General features: G+C 67.1%; 18 protein-coding genes. 9 read left to right on the forward strand and 9 right to left on the reverse strand.

Features of this window, described 5'->3' with window-relative positions; all coding sequences use genetic code 11:
- The first annotated feature begins 73 nt into the window (after positions 1–73).
- Together L5G33_RS01130 and L5G33_RS01135 are read left to right on the forward strand one after the other, a co-directional pair.
- A complete protein-coding gene (locus L5G33_RS01130; protein WP_236996298.1) occupies positions 74–1,336 on the forward strand; it encodes a fatty acid desaturase family protein in 1,263 nt (420 codons plus the stop codon).
- A gap of 9 nt (positions 1,337–1,345) precedes the next feature.
- On the forward strand, positions 1,346–2,560 hold the full coding sequence (locus L5G33_RS01135) for a fatty acid desaturase family protein (protein WP_236996299.1): 1,215 nt from the start codon (positions 1,346–1,348) through the stop codon (positions 2,558–2,560).
- A 22-nt stretch (positions 2,561–2,582) separates the two neighbouring features.
- On the opposite strand, the gene rsgA is transcribed toward L5G33_RS01135, so the two are convergent.
- Genes rsgA through L5G33_RS01155 form a run of 4 tightly spaced genes read right to left on the reverse strand, consistent with a single transcriptional unit; the run spans position 2,583 to position 5,761 of the window.
- Positions 2,583–3,617 (reverse strand): ribosome small subunit-dependent GTPase A, encoded by a 1,035-nt coding sequence (rsgA, locus tag L5G33_RS01140; RefSeq protein WP_236996300.1) that lies wholly within the window; start codon positions 3,615–3,617, stop codon positions 2,583–2,585.
- Positions 3,614–4,900 (reverse strand): 3-phosphoshikimate 1-carboxyvinyltransferase, encoded by a 1,287-nt coding sequence (gene aroA / locus L5G33_RS01145; RefSeq protein ID WP_236996301.1) that lies wholly within the window; start codon positions 4,898–4,900, stop codon positions 3,614–3,616. Before aroA ends, rsgA begins: the two co-directional genes overlap by 4 nt.
- A 22-nt stretch (positions 4,901–4,922) precedes the next feature.
- A complete protein-coding gene (locus tag L5G33_RS01150) occupies positions 4,923–5,297 on the reverse strand; it encodes a VOC family protein (RefSeq protein ID WP_236996302.1) in 375 nt (124 codons plus the stop codon).
- 53 nt (positions 5,298–5,350) lie between these two features.
- Positions 5,351–5,761: a nuclear transport factor 2 family protein gene (locus L5G33_RS01155; protein WP_236996303.1), complete on the reverse strand. Its 411-nt coding sequence runs from the start codon at positions 5,759–5,761 to the stop codon at positions 5,351–5,353.
- A gap of 87 nt (positions 5,762–5,848) precedes the next feature.
- Between L5G33_RS01155 and L5G33_RS01160 the strand changes: the two genes are divergently transcribed.
- Both L5G33_RS01160 and L5G33_RS01165 read left to right on the forward strand, forming a co-directional pair.
- Positions 5,849–6,412 carry a PadR family transcriptional regulator gene (locus tag L5G33_RS01160; RefSeq protein ID WP_236996304.1) on the forward strand — a complete coding sequence of 188 codons (564 nt, stop codon included), beginning with the start codon at positions 5,849–5,851 and terminating at the stop codon, positions 6,410–6,412.
- On the forward strand, positions 6,405–6,860 hold the full coding sequence (locus tag L5G33_RS01165) for an NUDIX hydrolase (protein ID WP_236996305.1): 456 nt from the start codon (positions 6,405–6,407) through the stop codon (positions 6,858–6,860). The genes L5G33_RS01160 and L5G33_RS01165 overlap by 8 nt, the downstream gene beginning before the upstream one ends.
- Here the strand turns inward: L5G33_RS01165 and L5G33_RS01170 are convergent, their stop codons facing one another.
- Together L5G33_RS01170 and L5G33_RS01175 are read right to left on the reverse strand one after the other, a co-directional pair.
- Complete coding sequence (locus tag L5G33_RS01170; RefSeq protein ID WP_236996306.1) at positions 6,861–8,018, reverse strand: aminotransferase class I/II-fold pyridoxal phosphate-dependent enzyme; 1,158 nt, start codon at positions 8,016–8,018, stop codon at positions 6,861–6,863. It abuts the gene before it with no gap.
- A gap of 79 nt (positions 8,019–8,097) precedes the next feature.
- Entirely contained in the window at positions 8,098–8,940 is an 843-nt protein-coding gene (locus L5G33_RS01175; RefSeq protein ID WP_236996307.1) for an aldo/keto reductase, read from the reverse strand.
- A gap of 174 nt (positions 8,941–9,114) precedes the next feature.
- Here L5G33_RS01175 and L5G33_RS01180 point away from each other — a divergent pair, with 174 nt between their 5' ends.
- The 3 genes from L5G33_RS01180 to L5G33_RS01190 all read left to right on the forward strand — a co-directional run bounded on the left by L5G33_RS01180 (position 9,115) and on the right by L5G33_RS01190 (position 11,853).
- Positions 9,115–9,303: a hypothetical protein gene (locus L5G33_RS01180; RefSeq protein WP_236996308.1), complete on the forward strand. Its 189-nt coding sequence runs from the start codon at positions 9,115–9,117 to the stop codon at positions 9,301–9,303.
- Between the two features lie 19 nt (positions 9,304–9,322).
- Positions 9,323–10,246, forward strand: coding sequence for a quinone oxidoreductase family protein (locus tag L5G33_RS01185; protein ID WP_236996309.1), 924 nt, complete (start codon positions 9,323–9,325; stop codon positions 10,244–10,246).
- Between the two features lie 107 nt (positions 10,247–10,353).
- The gene (locus L5G33_RS01190; protein WP_236996310.1) at positions 10,354–11,853 is read left to right on the forward strand and encodes a flavin-containing monooxygenase; all 1,500 of its coding nucleotides are present in this window, start codon (positions 10,354–10,356) and stop codon (positions 11,851–11,853) included.
- A gap of 7 nt (positions 11,854–11,860) precedes the next feature.
- On the opposite strand, the gene L5G33_RS01195 is transcribed toward L5G33_RS01190, so the two are convergent.
- Both L5G33_RS01195 and L5G33_RS01200 read right to left on the reverse strand, forming a co-directional pair.
- Positions 11,861–12,232, reverse strand: coding sequence for a DUF5313 family protein (locus L5G33_RS01195; RefSeq protein WP_236996311.1), 372 nt, complete (start codon positions 12,230–12,232; stop codon positions 11,861–11,863).
- A gap of 75 nt (positions 12,233–12,307) precedes the next feature.
- Positions 12,308–13,057: an SOS response-associated peptidase gene (locus tag L5G33_RS01200; RefSeq protein ID WP_236996312.1), complete on the reverse strand. Its 750-nt coding sequence runs from the start codon at positions 13,055–13,057 to the stop codon at positions 12,308–12,310.
- Between the two features lie 188 nt (positions 13,058–13,245).
- Between L5G33_RS01200 and L5G33_RS01205 the strand changes: the two genes are divergently transcribed.
- Both L5G33_RS01205 and rsrA read left to right on the forward strand, forming a co-directional pair.
- Positions 13,246–13,953, forward strand: a complete 708-nt coding sequence (locus L5G33_RS01205) for a sigma-70 family RNA polymerase sigma factor (RefSeq protein WP_372476847.1) — start codon at positions 13,246–13,248, stop codon at positions 13,951–13,953.
- Positions 13,950–14,252, forward strand: a complete 303-nt coding sequence (gene rsrA / locus L5G33_RS01210; protein ID WP_236996313.1) for a mycothiol system anti-sigma-R factor — start codon at positions 13,950–13,952, stop codon at positions 14,250–14,252. The genes L5G33_RS01205 and rsrA overlap by 4 nt, the downstream gene beginning before the upstream one ends.
- Before the next feature lie 78 nt (positions 14,253–14,330).
- Here rsrA and L5G33_RS19475 read toward each other — a convergent pair whose 3' ends face one another.
- Positions 14,331–14,405, reverse strand: coding sequence for a 50S ribosomal protein bL37 (locus L5G33_RS19475; RefSeq protein WP_371865352.1), 75 nt, complete (start codon positions 14,403–14,405; stop codon positions 14,331–14,333).
- Between the last annotated feature and the right edge of the window lie 34 nt (positions 14,406–14,439).

The raw sequence follows: 14,439 nt of genomic DNA on the forward strand, positions 1-14,439 counted from the left end.
ATCGGGCTAGACAACCTACGGTTCCGTAACCTACGATTGCGTAAGTTAGTTCCCCGTGCGAGAAGGAGAGACAGTGGCGATTGCCGATGTGCCCGAATACGCGCACCTGACCGATGCCGATGTCGAAGCGCTGGCGGCCGAACTGGACGCCATCCGCACCGACATCGAAGCCGACCGCGGCGAGCGGGACGCCCGCTACCTGCGCAACACAATCCGTTTCCAGCGCGGCCTAGAGTTCACCGGCCGGGCGCTGACGATGGGTGCGAGCCGTCGATCCGTCTGGTGGGCAGGCGCCGCTACCCTCGGCGTCGCGAAGATCGTCGAGAACATGGAACTCGGCCACAACGTGATGCACGGTCAGTGGGATTGGATGAACGATCCCGAAGTGCACTCGACGTCGTGGGAATGGGACATCACCGGGCCGAGCGCGCACTGGAAACACACCCACAACTACATTCACCACAAGTACACGAACGTCCTCGGGATGGACGACGACGTGGGCTACGGCGTGCTCCGGGTGACCCGTGATCAGCGGTGGCGTCCGTTCTACCTCGGCAACCTCGCCTACAACACGGTGCTCGCACTGTTCTTCGAGTACGGCGTCGCCGCGCAGCACCTCGAACTCGGCAAGAAGCGCAAGACGCCGGAAGCCAAGGCCGAGTTCAAGCGCGACCTCAACGACGTCGGACGCAAGATCGGTCGTCAGGTCGCCAAGGACTTCGTGCTGTTCCCGACGATATCCGGGCTCGTCAACCGGTCACCGCGTGCGGCCCGGAAGACGGCGTCGGCGAACCTCCTTGCGAACATCATCCGCAACGTGTGGACCAACGCGGTGATCTTCTGCGGTCACTTCCCGGACGGCGCCGAAAAGTTCACCAAGGCCGACATGGACAACGAGACGCAGGGCCAGTGGTATCTGCGTCAGATGCTCGGTAGCGCCAACTTCCGGTGCGGCCCGGTGCTCGGGTTCATGAGTGGGAACCTGTCGTACCAGATCGAGCACCACATCTTCCCGGACCTGCCAAGCAATCGGCTGGCTGAGATCTCGATCCGCGTGCAAGCGCTGTGCGAGAAGTACGACCTGCCGTACACGACCGGGTCCTTCCCGGTCCAGTACGCGAAGACATGGCGGACCATCGCCAAGCTGTCTCTTCCGAACAAGTACTTGCGTGCGACCAGCGACGATGCTCCGGAGACCGCGTCGGAACGTCGCTTCCGCGACGACGGTCAGCCGCGCCTGACGTCTGCGATCGATGCCCGGACGGGTCGTCGTCGTGGATTGCAGTCGGCGATCGCGGATGGCCGGACGCGCCGCAGGGAGCGTGCAAGCGCATAATGGGGCTTGATGGCGATCTCGGATATCAATGAGTATGCACACCTGACCGACGCAGACGTCGAAGCTCTGGGCGCAGAGCTCGACGCTGTGCGTCGGGAGGTGGAGTCCAGCCGCGGTGAGCGCGACGCGCGGTATCTGCGGCGCACGATCCGCGCCCAGCGGGGCTTGGAGATCCTCGGCCGCGTCGTGCTGCTCGGCAGTCACCGCAAGCCGCTGTGGTGGCTGGGCACCGGTGCGCTCTCGTTGGCGAAGATCATCGAGAACATGGAACTCGGCCACAACGTGATGCACGGTCAGTGGGATTGGATGAACGATCCCGAAGTGCATTCCACGTCGTGGGAGTGGGACATGGTGTGCGCGTCGCCCCATTGGAAGCACTCGCACAACTTCATCCACCACAAGTACACGAACGTGCTCGGCATGGATCACGATGTGGGCTACAAGATCCTGCGGGTCACGCGCGACGAGCCGTGGGAGCCGCGGCGCGCGTTCCAGCCGTTCTTCAACGTCATGTTGGCGGCCACATTCGAGTGGGGGATCGCGCTGCACGACCTCGAGCTCAAAGAGGTTATCGCCGGACGCAAGCCGATGGAGGTCGCCCGCCCGGAGATCCGGAAGTTCGTCCACAAGGCGGGCAGGCAGATGGCCAAGGACTATGCGCTGTTCCCCGTCCTGTCGGGCCCGAACGCCAAGAAGACGCTGACCGCGAACCTGACGGCCAACTTCGTCCGCAACCTGTGGGCGTACGTCGTCATCTTCTGTGGACATTTCCCGGACGGTGCCGAGAAGTTTACGGTGGACACGCTCGAGAACGAGACGCAGGGCCAGTGGTATCTGCGTCAGATGCTCGGCAGCGCCAACTTCGAGTCAGGGCCTGTCCTCGCCTTCATGAGCGGCAACCTGTCGTATCAGATCGAACACCACCTGTTCCCGGATCTGCCGAGCAACCGGTACGCCGACATCTCGGTCCGCGTCCGCGCACTCTGCGACAAGTACGACCTGCCGTACAACACCGGCTCGTTCACCATGCAGTACCTGCGGACGCTGCGGACGATCAACAAACTCGCGCTGCCCGATCGTTTCCTCCGCGACACCACGGACGATGCGCCCGAGACCGCGTCCGAACGACGCTTCGACGCGATCACGCCCCGCGCGAAGGGCCTGCGGACGGCGCTCACCGAACTGAAGTCCCGTCGCAAGCGCGGAGCAGTGCCCGCCCGCTAGCGGTACCCGTTCGGGACGGACCTCATGGTGCGTCACCCTGCGCCTGGGGTTCGTCGCCGACTGTCGCCGTCACCGAGCGCAGCAGTTCCCGCACAGCCATCGCACGACGGTGCGACGCACCGTCGAGTGAGTCGAGGGCGCATTCCGGGTCGGCGGGCGGCCCCAGGTGCGTGCAGCCGCGAGGACAGTCGGTGATGGCGTCGCGCAGGTCGTCGAAGGCATCGATGATCTCGTCCGGGGTGACGTGCGCGAGACCGAACGATCGGATTCCCGGGGTGTCGACCACCCAGCCGCGCCTGCCACCGACCTCCGGGAGCGGCAGTACGACGGACTGCGTCGACGTGTGGCGCCCTTTGCCGACGCCGGAGACGATGCCGGTGGCCCGGTCGGCGTCGGGGACGAGTCGGTTGACCAGGGTGGACTTGCCGACTCCGGAGTGGCCGATGAGTGCGGTCAGTCGGTGCTCGAGGATCTCGCGCAGTTCGTCGACGGAGTCGTCGCGTCCGGCGACCACCACACGTAGGTCCAGGTCGGCGAATTGGGCGACGAACTCGTCCGGGTCGGCGAGATCCGATTTCGTCAAGCACAGGATGGGCGCGAGACCGCCCGCATAGGCGGCGGCGAGCGCACGTTCGACGAAGCCGGTGCGCGGCGGCGGATCGGCGAGCGCGGTGACGATGAGCAGTTGGTCGGCGTTCGCGACGACGATCCGCTCGTACGGGTCGGTGTCGTCGGCGGTGCGCCGCAGCACCGTCTTCCGGTCTTCGACGCGGACGATGCGCGCGAGGGTGTCGGTTCGCCCGGACAGGTCGCCGACGACGCCGACTTGGTCGCCGACGACTACCGGGGTGCGGCCGAGTTCTCTCGCGCGCATCGTGACGATGCGGCGGTCCGGATCGTCGTCGAGGACACATCCCCAACGGCCGCGGTCGACGGAGACGACCATCGCCGTCTCGGCGTCGGCGTGCGCGGGTCGGGTCTTGGTGCGCGGACGGCTGCCTTTACTCGGCCGGATGCGTACATCCGACTCGTCGTACGTCCGCGCGCGGCGGCTCACAACGCGGACCCGGCCATGGTCTCCCACATCGCCACGAAGTCGGGGAGCGTCTTCGACGTGGTCTCGACGTTCTCGATCTCGACACCGGGGACCACAAGCCCCAGCAGCGAACCCGCCGTCGCCATCCGGTGGTCGGCGTAGGTGCGCCAGACGCCCGCGTGCAGCGGTGCGCCGACCACGACGAGGCCGTCGGCGGTTTCGGTCACGTCTCCGCCGAGCCGGTTGATCTCGGTGGAGAGGGCGGTGAGTCGGTCGGTCTCGTGGCCACGCAGGTGCGCGATGCCGCGCAGGGTCGACGTTCCGTCGGCGAGTGCGGCGAGCGCCGCGACCGTCGGTGTGAGCTCACCGACTTCGTGCAGGTCGACGTCGATGGAGTTCAGTCGTTCCGGGCCCGAGACGGTGAGGAGTCCGTCGTCGGACCTGTCCACCGCAGCGCCCATCTGCTCAAGGATCGATACGATCTCTGCGCCCGGCTGGGTAGTGGTGGCGGGCCAGCGGGGCACGCCGACGCGTCCGCCGGTCGCGGCAGCGGCCGCGAGGAACGCTGCGGCGTTCGACAGATCGGGCTCGATCGCCGCGTCGACGGCGCGGATCGGTCCGGGGGCGACGGCCCACGATCCGACCGCGCCGGAATGGTCCGCGCTGCTCGTGACGGTGACGCCCGCGTCGCGGAGCATCGCGATCGTCATCTCGATGTGCGGCATCGACGGGACGGGCGGACCGTCGTGGGTGATGGCGATCCCGTCGGTGAAGCGGGCAGCCGACAGCAGGAGGCCGGAGACGAACTGCGACGACGCCGACGCGTCGAGCGTCACCGCTCCGCCGGTGAGCGCGCCCGTGCCGCGGACGGTGAACGGGAGACTCGACCCGTCGATCGCTGCGCCGAGGTCGCGCAGGGCGTCGAGAACGGTGTGGAGCGGGCGGCTGCGTGCCTGTTCGTCGCCGTCGAACTCGACGTCGCCGGTGGCCAACGCACCGACCGCGGGCAGGAAACGCATGACCGTGCCTGCCAGGCCGCAGTCGACGCGGGCGCCGTGCAGGGGTGCGGGCGTCACGTCGACGATCGTCGGATCATCGATGGCGGGCGTGATCGCGACACCCATGGCGACGAGCGCGTCGATCATCAGATCGGTGTCGCGGCTGCGCAGCGTCCCGGTGACGCGCGACGGTCCGTCGGCCAGTGCCGCGAGGATCAGCGCCCGGTTGGTGATCGACTTGGAGCCGGGAAGGTCGACGACGGCGTCGACGGGGGCGTTGACAGACGGGGACGACCAGGTGACCATGCGTCTCAGTCTTTCATGCGGGCTATCGCAGGTCGCGGCGCAGTGGATGGTCGGCGGGGATCTGCACGAGGATCAGTGACCGGCCGTCCGGGTCGTGGACGGTCATCTCGATCAGTCCCCACGGCTTGGTCTCCGGTTCGGCGACGATCGGGACGTCGGCGCCGACGAGGTCGTCGCGTGCCGCGGCGACGTCGCGGACCTGTAACCAGAGCACGTCGCCGGTTCCGTCGTGCGCCGGCATGTGCGCGGGGATCTCGATGAGACCGGCGCCGGCGTGGAACACCGTGCCGCCGGGGTACTCACGTGCGATCGCCAGGCCGAGTACGTCGCGGTAGAACGCGGTGAGGGCCTGCGGGTCGGTCGAGGTCAGCAGGGTGCGGCTCGTCAGGATCTCCATGGGCCCAGGGTAACGGCGCGCTCGGCGTTCGGGGGCGGGAGACGGGGGAGCGTTCACGCCTCCTTTGCGGCGGCCTCGGTTGCCTCGGCTCCGATGCGATCGAACTCGGCGCCCATCGCCGCGGCGAGAGCCTGCGCGGCGGACAGCGGGCGGACCATGACCACGAAGTCGTCGATCTCGCCGTCGGCGTTCACGTGAATGAAGTCGCAGCCGGTGAGAGTTTTTCCGTCGATGGTCGTCTCGAATCGCAGCGCGTGGTCCCGGCCGTCCTCGCTGGTGTACTCGCCGACGTAGCGGAAGCCGTCGCCCATCACCCGCATCACGCCGCGCAGGATCGCGGCCGTGATGTGGCGGCCGAGGTACGGCTGGAAGGCGACCGGGCTCGTGAAACGGATGTCGTCGGCGAGTAGTGCCTCGATGGCGCTCTCGTCTCGGGCCTCGACGGCTTGGCGGAATGCGCGCATGACATCTCCTTAGTCAAAAAGTTGAGTATGGAGAGTATGCGTCAGCGACCGTCGAGTTGTCTAGGGCTGCTTGACTAAGGTGGGGTGATGGCTCTTAGGCACGCGCTCCTCGCTTCGCTCCTCACCGTGGGCGAGGCGTCGGGGTACGACCTGGCGAAGGAATTCGATCCGGCGCGCGCCACGTTCTGGGTGGCGACGCCGCAGCAGATCTACCGGGAGCTCGACGGCATGGAGACCGCGGGTCTGGTGTCGGTTCGCGTCGTGAGGCAGAGCGCGCGGCCGGACAAACGGATGGTGAGTCTCACCGACGCGGGGCGCGCCGAACTCACCGCCAATTCGCGGTCCGGTGCGAAACCCACCGCCATCCGAGACGAGTTGATGGTGATGGTGCAGAGCGTGTCGGTCGGCGATCGAGACGCGGTGCGCATGACCGTCCGCGATCGGATGGAAGCAGCGCGCCGAAAACTCGCGCACTACGAACGCCTCGAGACGACCTACCGGGCCGGCCGGGACGACGACGCGGTCTACGCGGACAGTCGAGTGGCCGGGCCCTACCTCGCGCTGCAGCGCGGGCTGAGTTTCGAACGCGAGAACATCGCTTGGTGCGAGACGGCGCTGAAGGTGCTGGCGGGCAAGGACGACGATGCCTGAGCTCAGCGCCGGAATCCTGCTGTACCGCAGAACCTCTGACGCGCTCGAGGTATTTCTCGTCCACCCCGGCGGGCCGTTCTTCTCGCGTAAAGATCACGGCGCCTGGTCGGTTCCGAAAGGCCTCGTCGACCCCGACGAGGACCTGCTCGACGCCGCGCGACGCGAGTTCGTCGAGGAAACCGGCCACGACGTGCCCGACGGCGACCCCCACGACCTCGGGGAAGTCCGGCTCAAGAGTGGCAAATGTGTCCGGGCGTTCGCCGTTGAAGGCGACGTGGATGCGCAGGCGATCGTCAGCAACACCTTCGAACTCGTGTGGCCGCCGAAATCCGGTCGGACGCAGACGTTTCCGGAAGTCGATCGGGCCGGGTGGTTCACGCTCGCCGCGGCCGCAGACAAACTCAACGCGGCGCAGGGCGACTTCCTGACGCGGTTGCCGCAACGCTGATTACAACGCGGCGACGAACGCGCCCAGACGCTCGATGCCGAGCGAGAGCTCCGCTGACGACGCCGCATACGACAGTCGGACGTACTGTTCGGCCCCGACGGCCCCGAAGTCTTTGCCAGGGGTGAGGGCGACGTGGGCGTCCGCCAGTGCGCGGTCGCAGAAATCGGTGGCGGACAGGCCGGTCGCGTTGACATCGACGTAGACGTAGAACGCACCGTCGGGCGGCACGGGGACCTCAAGCCCGATGCGGGCGAGGCCGTCGGTCACCAGTGCGCGCCGATCACGGAGCGTCGCCCGGCGCTCCTCGGCGACGGCGATCGTCTCCGGCTCGAAGCACGTCAACGCTGCGAACTGGGCGGGAGTAGGCGGACAGATGTAATAGTTCTGGGCGAGCCGTTCGGCGACCGGCACCATCTCGTCTGGCACGATCGCCCACCCGAGACGCCAGCCGGTCATCCCGAAACACTTGGAGAAACTGTTGACGACGATCGCGCCCGGGTCGTCCGCGGCGACGCTGCGGCGTTCACCGTCGGCCAGGCCGAGGTAGATCTCGTCGACGATCCGCCAGCCGTCCCGTTCCCGGGCCAGCGCGCACAGGTCGACGAGTTCGTCGTATGCGAGCGAAGTGCCCGTCGGGTTCGACGGCGACGCGACCATAACGCCGCGAGTCGACTCCGACCACGCCCGTTCGACGGTCGCCGCGTCGAGTTGGAAACGAGACGTCGGATCGGTCGCCAGGAGTCGGACGTCGGCCCCGAAGCTCTCCGCGAACCGCCGGTTGCACGGATATGACGGATCGCCGACCAGGACCTCGTCACCCGGATCGATGAGCGCCGCACACGCTAGCAGGAGGGCGGCGGAGGCTCCCGTCGTGACGACCACTCGACTCGGGTCGACCGGTGCGCCGAAATGCTCGCCGGAGAAGCGTGCGATCGCCGCCCGGAGGTCGGGGAGACCCAACGCGCCCGTGTACGCGAGCGGTCGGCCGTCGCTCAGCTCGCGAACGGCTGCCAGGAACGCGGGCGGAGCCCCGAAGTCCGGCTCGCCGATGTTGAGCTTCACCACGTGATGTCCGTCCGCCTCGAGTTCGGCGGCACGCCTGCCGAACTCCATGGCGAAGAACGGGGAAACGGCCTCGGCGCGGCGAGAGAATCGCATGCGGCCATCGTATGACGGTCGCGGCAGCGTCAATCGGCGGGCGGGCGGTCCAGTCGGCCGCCCCTTACTCGGCCGCCCCCTACTCGGGCACCACGTTGAACTCGTCGGGGTTCGGGCCGAGACGTCGGTTCGCGTCGAGGGCGTCGATGCGTGACATCTGTTCGTCGGACAGTTCGAAGTCGAAGAGCGCGATGTTCTCGGCTGCGCGGGCGGCCGTCGACGACTTCGGGAAAATGATGTCACCGCGCTGTATGTGCCAGCGCAAGGTCACCTGGGCGACGGTGCGACCGACCTCGGCGCCGATTGCCGCGAGCACTGCGTCGTCGAGGACGGCGCCCTGCCCGATCGGCGCCCACGCCTCGGTGACGACGCCGTTGGCGGTGTTGAAGGCGCGCAGCGACGGCTGGGGGAAGTAGGGGTGGACTTCGATCTGGTTGACGGCTGGGACGATCGCGGTCTCGGCGAAGAGCCGCTCCAGATGCGTCTGTTGGAAGTTCGAGACGCCGATTGCGCGTGCCTTCCCCGTCTCGTACTCGCCTTCCAGCGCCCGCCACGTCTGGACGTAGTCGCCGACCTCAGGGAGCGGCCAGTGGATCAGATACAGGTCGAGGGGACCCAGGTCGAGGGCGTCGATGGACACGGCGATTCCGGCGACGGCATCGGCCGGATCGTGGCGATTGTTGTTTAGTTTGCTGGTGACGAAGACCTCGTCGCGAGCGAGGCCGGACTCGCGGACGGCCTCGCCGACCTGCTTCTCGTTGCCGTACATCTGCGCGGTGTCGATGTGGCGGTAACCGGCCTCCAGCGCGGTCAGCACAGCACCCTTCGTGTCCGCGGGCGGGATCTGGAAGGTGCCGAACCCGAGCTGGGGGATCTGCACGCCGTTGTTCAGGGTGATGGTGGGAACAGTGTTATCGGCCATGGCTAGTGCAACGAGCCGCGGCGGGGCGGGTATTCCCGCGAGAGCGTCGGCGCGCGAGGGTCCCATCCGCGCGCACAGGCAAGGGCGGCCGACAGATGGGGGAGGACCCTGAACTTCCCCTGGTTTCGGCTTCCGGTTACTGCTTTTCCCAGGTGGCGGTGGCACGGTGGACGCATGAGCACATTTACAGAGAACAACACGGGTACCTCGTCCGGGACGTCGTTCTGGAAGATCGTCGCCATCGTCATCGCGATCCTCGTCGTGGTCTCGCTGATCGGGCCGATCGTCAAGGCGGTGTTCTGGATCGGCCTGTTCGCACTCGCGGTGGTCGGCGCCTACTCGATCTTCAAAGCGAAGAGCTGACGAGACCTACGATGTCCGTATGACACGCAGACTCGTCGCAACCGACTACGGCTCACCGGCCTCCGTCCTCTCCGTCGTCGACGAAGCCGATCCGACGGCAGGTGACGGCCAGGTGGTCGTCGCAGTCACCGCAGCAGGCCTCAACCCGTTCGACGTCAAACGCGTCACCGGGGACATGAGCGCGAACCCGTCCGCTCTGCCGTTGGCCCTCGGCGGGGAAGCAGCAGGAACTGTCGTGGAGACCGGACCGGGAACGGACCACTCCATCGGCGACCGAGTGGCCGTTTATCCGGCGGTCGGCGCGTTCGCCGAACGTATCGTCGCCGACGCCGATGCCGTGCACCGCATTCCGGAGGGAGCGTCCGTCGACGCCGCGGCGGGCCTTCTGCTCGCAGGCGTCACCGCCTACGACACCGTCGTCACGCTCGCCCTCGGTGCCGACGACACGGTGCTCGTGCACGGCGGCTCCGGCGCGGTCGGTTCGGTAGCCGTCGCCCTCGCTGTCGCCCGCGGTGCGCGCGTCGTCGCCACCGCGTCGTCGGCGAACCACGACCATCTCCGCGACCTGGGCGCGATGCCGATCTCCTATGGCGGCGACATCGCGGAAGCGGCCCGCGACGCCGTGCCCGACGCTGTCACCGCCGTCATCGACACGGCAGGCACCGACGCCGCGATCGATGCATCCCTGCAGTTGGTTCCTGCCGACCGGATCGTCAGCATCGCAGCCTGGGGTCGCGCGGACGACGGCATCGTGCTGTTGAACGGATCGAGCGCAGACAGTCGCGCGCACCGCAGAGCCGCCGTGGCGCCGCTGCTCGATGCCCTCGCCGACGGCCAGATCACGGTCGACATCGTGGGAACGTTCGCACTCGGCGACGCCGCGCGAGCCTTTGAGGCACTGTCCGGTAGGCATCCGCGCGGCAAGTACCTCATCAAACCCTGAGGTCGCCCGGTCGCCCGAACCTTGTCGGTCGCCCGAGACCTTGTCAGTCGAGCCCGTGCGGGATACCCTGTGACGCCAGGTAACAGCTACTGGGTGAGGGGACGCACATGAGTCGCGCGACCGATTTCGAGGCGATCATCGTCGGGGCAGGTTTCGGCGGCATGGGCGCCGCGATCGAACTCAAACGGCAAGGGGTCGAACGCCTCACGATCCTCGAACGCGAAGACGACCTGGGCGGCACCTGGCACGTCAACCACTACCCGGGGCTCGCCGTCGACATCGCGTCCGTCACGTACTCGTACTCCTTCGAGCCGAACCCGTCGTGGTCGCGGCTGTTCGCGCCCGGCGCAGAGTTGAAGAAGTACGCCGAGCACGTCGCCGACAAGTACGATCTGCGCCGGCACATGGAGTTCGGCGTCGTCGTCGCGAGCGCCTCGTGGGACGATGACGCGGACGTGTGGACGGTCCGCACCGACGACGGCCGTGCGCTGACCTCGCGATACCTGGTGACCGCGACCGGGTTCCTGTCCCAGCCGTACACCCCGGACTTTCCCGGGATCGACTCGTTCGCGGGCGAGATCATCCACACGACCGCGTGGCGCGACGGCTACGACTTCACCGGTAAGAAGGCTGCGGTGATCGGCACCGGGGCCACCGCCGTGCAGCTGATCCCGGAGATCGCGCGGACCGCCCGCCGACTCACGGTGTTCCAGCGCACCCCGATCTGGGTGGTGCCCAAGGTCGACTTCCCGATCCCGCGCCCGGTGCGCAAGCTCTTCGCGGCCGTCCCCGTCACGCAGAGGGCGGCACGAGCGGTCAACACGTCCCTGCTGGAGATGCTGATGGTCTTCGGTGTCCTGCACTACCGGCAGGCCAAGCCGGGAAACCAGCTGGCGGCGCTACTGGCGAAGGCACATCTGCGTACGCAGGTCCGCGACGCGGCGACTCGCCGACAGTTGACCCCGTCGTACGACTTCGGCTGCAAACGCCCGACGTTCAGCAACAGCTACTTCCGAGCGTTCAACCGGGACGACGTCGACCTCCAGACGTCGTCGATCGTCCGGGTGGAGCCCGACGGGATCGTCGTCGACGGGCCTGACGGCGACGAACTCAAGGTTGAGGTCGACACTCTGGTGCTGGCGACCGGGTTCAACCTGTGGGACGTGAACTTTCCGGCGTTCACCATCACCGGCCGGAACGGTCGCGACCTGGGGAAGTGGTGGCGCGAGGGCAGATTCCAGGCGTACGAGGGGATCACCGTCCCCGAGTTCCCGAACTTCCTGACCCTCAACAGTCCGTACTCGTACAGCGGTCTGTCGTACTTCACCACCATCGAGGGCCAGATGCGCCACATGGCGAGGCTGTTCGGTGAGCTGCGGCGACGCGGCCGCTCGCGATTCGAAGTGACGGCGGAGGCGAACGAGAAGTTCCTCGACGACGCGACGCGACGACTGGGTGACTCGGTGTTCTATGCGGGCGACTGCTCGCGGTCGCGGAGCTACTACTTCAACCAGCACGGTGAGGCGACGCTCCTGCGCCCACAGTCGACCCTGTCGACGCTGCGTGAGATGGATTCGTTCCCGCTCGATGACTACACCTACGCGTGACGCCTTATCAGCGGAAGCGGCTGCGATACTCCTCGGCGACCTCGTCGGCGCGCTTGATCTTCACGGCGTCGACGAGCGACGCGTCTAGGCCGTTGTTGACCAGCAGATGTCGCCGGTAGACGCGGATCAACGCGATCTGGAAGTACAGGAACGGGATGATGATCAGCAGCATCATGCCACCGCGGATCCATAGTTCCCCCGGAATGAACGCGAAGGCGACGAGCAGCGGGATCACCGGGATGAGTCCGCGGATCAGATACCGGCGTACGTGGCCGGGCCCGGTGAGATCCTCGCGCACCCAGTCGCGCATGGATGCGGGGAGCGGGCGGCCCAGCAGATAGCCGATCTTCTGCAAGGGGCCGGGCCGGGTGTCACTCATGTGCGCCATCATCTCATGGTTCGAGTCCCGGGCAGATCGGCCGCCTCACGCGGGCGGCCGCCGTGGACAGAACGATTAGAGCGGGTCGAGCAGTTCGGGGCCGTTGTTCATGACCCGATTCACCAGCGGCGACACCTCGCGGATCGTGATCCGGTCGACGAGGTCGTTCGTGGGCGGCGCGAGCAGCGCAGGGTCCACGGGCGAATCCGGGTCCAGCCAGGCGTCCCAGTGCTCCAACGGCATGATCAGCGGCATCCGGTGGTGGATGTCGGTGAGGGCGCCGACAGCGTCCGTCGTGATGATCGTCGTGCTCGACACCCACGCCGTGTCGTCGCCCGCCGCCCGTGCCTGCGCGGGGCGCCACGCGGCCCACAGCGCGCCCATGAACAGTCGGGTGCCGTCTTCGGGCGACATGAAGTACGGGACCTTCGTCGGCTTCCCGCCCGGTCCCGGCGGTCCCGGCTTCCACTCGTACCAGCCGTCCATCGGGACGAGTGCCCGCTTGCTCTTCAACGAGTTGCGGAACGCCGGCTTCTCGGCGAGCGACTCGGCGCGCGCATTGAACAGGAGTGGCCCCTTGCCGAGTTCCTTTGTCCACGACGGCACCAGCCCCCACCGCATGGCCCGGACCCGGCGGACGGCGTCGCTGTCGGGTTCGTGGGAGTCATGACGCTGCACGACGGTCATCACGGTGCTCGTGGGTGCGACGTTGTAGTTGCCGGTTGCGAACTTCTCGGCGGCGTCGGAATCGCTCACCTCGTTTCGCGCGTCGATCTCGGCGGCGAGCCGTGCCGGATCGGTGGTCACTGCGTAGCGTCCGCACATGGGATACATGCTGGCACGGAAGACGTTCGGTGTGCACGGAACAAGATCGGCGGGTCCGGTGTTGCAAGATCTGGAAAGCCGGTTCGTAGACGAGAACGCCGGATACACGAGAACGCCGGATACACGAGAATGACTGGGAGGTGAACGACGCCGTGACCACAGCGACTGCGGGTCTGCTCGAGCCGAAACTGGTGATCGGGTGGCCGTTGGACGAAGACGGCGCACCGGAATCGCTAGACTTGACCGAACCAGCGTCAAGTGAAGGGAACTCCGTGTCGGACACCCAGGTCCCGCCCGAATCGAGCGGCCACGAGGAGACGGAAGCCGAGCTCACCGAGCGATTCGAGCGCGATGCGCTCCCGTTGCTCGACCAGCTCTACGGCGGTGCGCTGCGAATGACGCGCAACCCGGCCGACGCGGAAGACCTCGTGCAGGAGACGTACGTGAAGGCGTTCTCCGCCTTCTCGTCGTTCCGTGAAGGAACCAATCTGAAGGCGTGGATGTATCGCATCCTCACCAACACCTACATCAACTCGTATCGGAAGAAGCAGCGCCAGCCCGCGCAGTACCCGACTGAGGAGATCACCGACTGGCAGCTCGCGGCGACCGCCGAACACACGTCGACGGGACTGCGGTCCGCTGAGATCGAGGCGCTCGACGCGCTGCCCGACCAGCAGATCAAGGACGCCCTGGCTCAACTGCCCGAAGACTTCCGAATGGCCGTGTATTACGCGGACGTCGAAGGTCTGCCCTACAAGGAGATCGCCGAGATCATGGACACCCCCATCGGAACGGTGATGTCCCGACTGCATCGTGGACGACGCCAACTGCGCGGCCTGCTCGCCGACGTGGCCGCGGAGCGCGGCATCGGCCGGACCGGGGAGGCCGTCCGATGAGTGCGGGAGTACCCGAGCGCGACGAGCAGTTCGAGATCCTCGACTGTTCGGCGGTCGTCGCCGACATCTGGCTGCTGCTCGACAACGAGTGCGATGCCGGTGCCCGCGAACGGCTGCAGGGGCATCTCGACGGATGCCCGAGCTGCCTGGAACACTACGGTGTGCAGCGCCAGCTCAAGGCGCTCATCAGCCGCAAGTGCGGCGGTGACGCGGCGCCCGAGGGGCTGCGTGAACGGCTCCGGGTGGAGATCCGTCGGTCGGTGACCATCCAGCAGAGGACGTTCGGCGCCGACCAGTAGCGGTCGAAACGCGGCTGGGAAACGTGAACGGCCCGGTCCTCCCATCGAGGGGGACCGGGCCGTTTTCCGCATTCACGCTCAGGCGTTGGGACGCTTGCCGTGGTTGGCTGCGTTCTTCTTGCGGCTACGCTTCTTACGTCCGCGCTTACCCATGACGGACCTCCTTCTCCAGTGTGCACGTGCGTCG

This window comes from Gordonia liuliyuniae (genome assembly GCF_021738805.1).
Classification (GTDB): Bacteria; Actinomycetota; Actinomycetes; order Mycobacteriales; family Mycobacteriaceae; genus Gordonia; species Gordonia liuliyuniae.

Coding starts and splice junctions, on each gene's coding strand:
- L5G33_RS01135 (WP_236996299.1), top strand. CDS start 1,346: ATGGCGATCTCGGATATCAATGAGTATGCACACCTGACCGACGCAGAC.
- aroA (WP_236996301.1), bottom strand. CDS start 4,900: ATGGTCACCTGGTCGTCCCCGTCTGTCAACGCCCCCGTCGACGCCGTC.
- L5G33_RS01150 (WP_236996302.1), bottom strand. CDS start 5,297: ATGGAGATCCTGACGAGCCGCACCCTGCTGACCTCGACCGACCCGCAG.
- L5G33_RS01155 (WP_236996303.1), bottom strand. CDS start 5,761: ATGCGCGCATTCCGCCAAGCCGTCGAGGCCCGAGACGAGAGCGCCATC.
- L5G33_RS01160 (WP_236996304.1), top strand. CDS start 5,849: ATGGCTCTTAGGCACGCGCTCCTCGCTTCGCTCCTCACCGTGGGCGAG.
- L5G33_RS01165 (WP_236996305.1), top strand. CDS start 6,405: ATGCCTGAGCTCAGCGCCGGAATCCTGCTGTACCGCAGAACCTCTGAC.
- L5G33_RS01170 (WP_236996306.1), bottom strand. CDS start 8,018: ATGCGATTCTCTCGCCGCGCCGAGGCCGTTTCCCCGTTCTTCGCCATG.
- L5G33_RS01175 (WP_236996307.1), bottom strand. CDS start 8,940: ATGGCCGATAACACTGTTCCCACCATCACCCTGAACAACGGCGTGCAG.
- L5G33_RS01180 (WP_236996308.1), top strand. CDS start 9,115: ATGAGCACATTTACAGAGAACAACACGGGTACCTCGTCCGGGACGTCG.
- L5G33_RS01185 (WP_236996309.1), top strand. CDS start 9,323: ATGACACGCAGACTCGTCGCAACCGACTACGGCTCACCGGCCTCCGTC.
- L5G33_RS01190 (WP_236996310.1), top strand. CDS start 10,354: ATGAGTCGCGCGACCGATTTCGAGGCGATCATCGTCGGGGCAGGTTTC.
- L5G33_RS01195 (WP_236996311.1), bottom strand. CDS start 12,232: ATGAGTGACACCCGGCCCGGCCCCTTGCAGAAGATCGGCTATCTGCTG.
- L5G33_RS01200 (WP_236996312.1), bottom strand. CDS start 13,057: ATGTGCGGACGCTACGCAGTGACCACCGATCCGGCACGGCTCGCCGCC.
- rsrA (WP_236996313.1), top strand. CDS start 13,950: ATGAGTGCGGGAGTACCCGAGCGCGACGAGCAGTTCGAGATCCTCGAC.